Raw genomic sequence first — 3837 nt, forward strand, 5'->3', positions numbered from 1 at the left:
ACAGCGAGTAATTTTAATCGTTGTCTCGCATTGGTTGTCGCATTAATTAATTCAGCAAAATTGTGACTCATATTAGCTCCTTTGTAAGAAGCTTAATTAGATCATATATTTATCGGAAATGGTATTACCTATTTAAGAACTAATCAAGACTGGATGTATTTGGTTGTTGTGATGGATTTATATTCTCGCCGAGTTACTGGATTGCCTATATCTAAGCGTATGATAATTGATTTGGTTGAGCGTGTATTACAAATGACAATTACATTAAGTAACCTAAAGCTGACTTGATGTTTCACAGCGATCGAGACTATCAATATACGAGTAGACGATTTAGTCGTTTATTGAATAAGTATAAAATCACCGTATCGGTGAACAGTGTTGGTACTTGTTTAGATAATGCTGCTGTAGAGCGGTTTTTTGGTAGTTTAAAGAATGAATGGTTGTTAAATGTTGTTTATTTAACACGTGGAACAATGATGATAGATGTTGAATAATGTGCCCGTTATAACAACCATGAACGACTGCATACAACACTCGGAAATTTAACGGCGATTAATTATGATAAATTACAAAGTCAGCTTTCCGGCTGGGCTTGATCAGAATATTAATTAAATACTGACCTATTTATATTGGTTTGTATCGCTTTAATAAATATTGCAATTTTAGTACACTATTTACCCTCTTGAATGTGTAGTAAAGGTATTTTAGTGGAGCTTTTCCATATCTTTTAATTAATTCAATAGACATGCGTTCTTTATTTATATCGTTTCAGTTTTAATAATAAATATTCAATATGAAACATATATAATTCGTAGTGTTTTAATACTCAGTATTGGCTACCATAGAAAAAGAGCAAAACGTATTAGTGATGTTACTTTATTCAAGCGTTAGACCATATATCGATTGATGATTCATTATGTGAGCTTGCTAAATTATGAGAACGCTTTCTGAGTTGTATGCGCAAGCTTCAAGAGATGTTAACTCTCTATAATTACAATCACTATATATATACAACAAACCTAACAGGGCTTTCTTATTATCTAAATCGATCATTAGATAACATGTGTTTATCTATTAATATGAAGGAATAAAAAATGCTTATTAATTGTGATATGGGTTAGAGTTATTGAAGGAGCGTGGTCAATATAAAGCAATAATGCCTTCTGTGGACATGGTTAACATAGCCTGCGGTATGAAAGTAATGTTACGTATAGTTTGCTGTACAAAAAAAGCACGGTATAAAATTGGAGCACACCCAGGTTATGCCGATCTGCAGGTTTTTGCCGTCGTTTTATTGAATGACCATTATATGAATTACAGGCGTTATTCATTTATAAATTAGACGTATTAAATGATATTTTCCAAAGTGATGGTACAGATATTTGTTATGTGTAACCACATGGTGCTCTCTATAATACAATGATGAAACCCGATGCTAAATACAACAATAAATTACCATTAATGATAATGGCCGTTCCTGATTATGAGCGTTATCAAAAATTAGTTGAACAATATGGTATTAAGTTGTTTTTTGAAGCTTTTGTTGACCTTATTTATCAAAATGACAGACGTTTGACACCAAAAAATCAGCCTAATTCATATAACAAATATTTAGAACCTATTTTTGAACAAGCTATGAGTTTGGTTAAAGATTAATGCGTTATAAGTACAGATGGGTCAAAGCTAAATATTAAAGCTGATACATTATGTATATACGGTGATGATGAGTTAGCTGTAGTTATAACTAAAGTTCTAAAGATAAGAATTACAGAATACATATAAATCTTGTCAACGAAAATAGTGTAATTATTTATTTCTCAGATGCCATTTTTGTTGAAACAACTGACCGTATAACTAATGTATGCCAGTTATTAAAAACTGAACTCAATGAAATGCTACTAGATATAATACCGTCTTATACTTCAATATTGCTAAGCTGTAATTCACGTAATACAGGGTTGCAAAGCTTTGTTGCTCATATTGGTAGGATATTAAAACAGTTAAAGAGTATAAATCACAAAACCTCTATTCGTAATCAAACTTTAATCTGCCAAATAATATTGTCAGTTTATTATGAAAAAGAGGTGGCTCGACTATGAATAAATAAGCCAACACACAGGTTTAGCTTTTTCTGAAATTATTAAATTACATATTGAAGAATGCTATCGCGTTTTTTGCGATAGGGTTTACACTTTGCTTTGCTGTCTTAGGGAGTACGCCTATGCAAATGGCAATACCACGTAAAGCAAGTCCAAGATTAAATGTACCTAAAGGCAGTGTTGCTATAGCCGACAGACAAGCAGCAGTTTACCCCTGTCAACCTCTAGGAGGTTGGCAAGTGATAGGCCGGACACCATTAGACTTACTTGATCATTCACAAGGTTGTCTAAGTAAATTTACCATGAGTGATGAGGTTCGGTTTGAGTCAATTGGTAGAGAAACCTTTTTAGCAATGGGTGGGCAATTTTAAGATGTATAAAGCTGAAGCAATATGTCATTAGAAATTATTCAAGCAGGCCCTTTAAGTTTATTACAGGATCTTGGGTGATATGGTTATCAAGATGTTGGAGTAAGCCCTAGGGGAGCGATGGACACTCATTCGTTTTACTGGTCAAACCAATTATTAGGTAATGATGTGAATGCATCGCAAATTGAAGTCACTATGGGACCCTTTCGAGCTTGCTTTAAAAAGGCAACAAATTTCTCTTTATGTGGTGGTCGCTTTAAATGGGTAAATGATTCAATGTTGGTCATCATCACATGCTAAAGCTGGAGATATTTTAGATATTGGATTTCCTAAAAAAGGATTACGTACTTATCTTGCAGTAAGCGGTGGTTTTTCTGTTTCTAAAACACTAGGCAGTGTTAGTACCGTTATCAGAAATAGGTTAGGAGGACTAACAAAAAAGGCAGCAAGTTAATTAATGCTGGTGTATTGCCAACATACCAATTTGATGACTTCAGTTCAGCTGCTAAAAATACTTTGTTTAATGAAACATATACAGTGCCCTCTAATATTGATCGAATGGGTTATAGACTAAAAGCTAAATCGATTGAATTTGTAGAGCAAAGCTTTATATCCAAAGGAATAGGTTTAGGGGCTATTCAAATTTCAGCTGATGGACAACTGATAGTACTAATGCGTGATAGATAAGCAATTGGTAGTTATCCAAAAATAGGATGCGCCTGTAATAGAAATTTAAAGTTACTTATACAAGTAACACCAAGCACTCAAATTAGATTTTTTAAACAATATTTATATGAGACGGAAGTTATGCTTCAACAAGAAGAATATTATTTGTTTAGAGAAAATGTAAAAAGCTAATCTTTAAGCAGATTCAATCTTGAAGTACTTATGTCAAAGTTATTAATTTATTCCTTCCTATTAATGCAATATTTTTAATATTACGAGTAAAAGCTAGTCGATATAATCCTGAAAACAATACATAAAAGATGAATTTACTGGTTAAGTACATAAAACCAATTGTAATAAAACGTATTTAATAGCTCAAAATGTTACTTTTGTGCGAACGAACACCTCATTTCCGAATGAAATACCTCCACTTTGTTGCTTAATTAATCACTCAGTCATTTAATTGAAATAAACGCAATAAAACGCTTGCGAATAGTTTCGCGATCCCTATAATACGCCGCACAGACAAGGACGGAGGCGCAAGCTACTAACCAAGACTGAGAATAAAATAAACGCTTTAACGATTCGAACTTCGGTTTGAAATTAAGTTAAAATAAGACGTTGACATTGTTCGAAAGGCGCGTAATATACGCCGCCTAGCCGAAAGGCACGCTCTTTAACAATTTAATCAAACAATCTGTGTG

Annotated in this window: 3 protein-coding genes and 3 pseudogenes; all 6 read left to right on the forward strand. The window is 33.2% G+C overall.

Annotated features, from left to right (window positions below):
• Positions 1-123: 123 nt before the first annotated feature.
• Positions 124-397: pseudogene (locus SP041_RS21300) on the forward strand (DDE-type integrase/transposase/recombinase); the annotation flags it as partial.
• Positions 398-1407: 1010 nt separating this feature from the next.
• A pseudogene (locus SP041_RS21385) lies at positions 1408-1656 on the forward strand (LamB/YcsF family protein); the annotation flags it as partial.
• A gap of 496 nt (positions 1657-2152) precedes the next feature.
• Positions 2153-2470, forward strand: coding sequence for a carboxyltransferase domain-containing protein (locus SP041_RS21390; RefSeq protein WP_170968588.1), 318 nt, complete (start codon positions 2153-2155; stop codon positions 2468-2470).
• A gap of 105 nt (positions 2471-2575) precedes the next feature.
• Positions 2576-2767, forward strand: a pseudogene (locus SP041_RS21395) (hypothetical protein); the annotation flags it as partial.
• Positions 2736-2921, forward strand: a complete 186-nt coding sequence (locus tag SP041_RS21400) for a hypothetical protein (RefSeq protein WP_025565792.1) — start codon at positions 2736-2738, stop codon at positions 2919-2921. The pseudogene SP041_RS21395 and the gene SP041_RS21400, both read left to right, overlap by 32 nt.
• Positions 2921-3154, forward strand: a complete 234-nt coding sequence (locus SP041_RS21405; protein WP_346763653.1) for a hypothetical protein — start codon at positions 2921-2923, stop codon at positions 3152-3154. Before SP041_RS21400 ends, SP041_RS21405 begins: the two co-directional genes overlap by 1 nt.
• Positions 3155-3837: the final 683 nt, after the last annotated feature.

The organism is Psychromonas sp. SP041, from assembly GCF_000470315.2.
Classification (GTDB): domain Bacteria; phylum Pseudomonadota; class Gammaproteobacteria; order Enterobacterales; family Psychromonadaceae; genus Psychromonas.

Bases quoted from the DNA above. Each gene is read 5' to 3' on its own strand.
- SP041_RS21400 (WP_025565792.1), top strand. From the start codon at position 2,736: ATGATTCAATGTTGGTCATCATCACATGCTAAAGCTGGAGATATTTTA.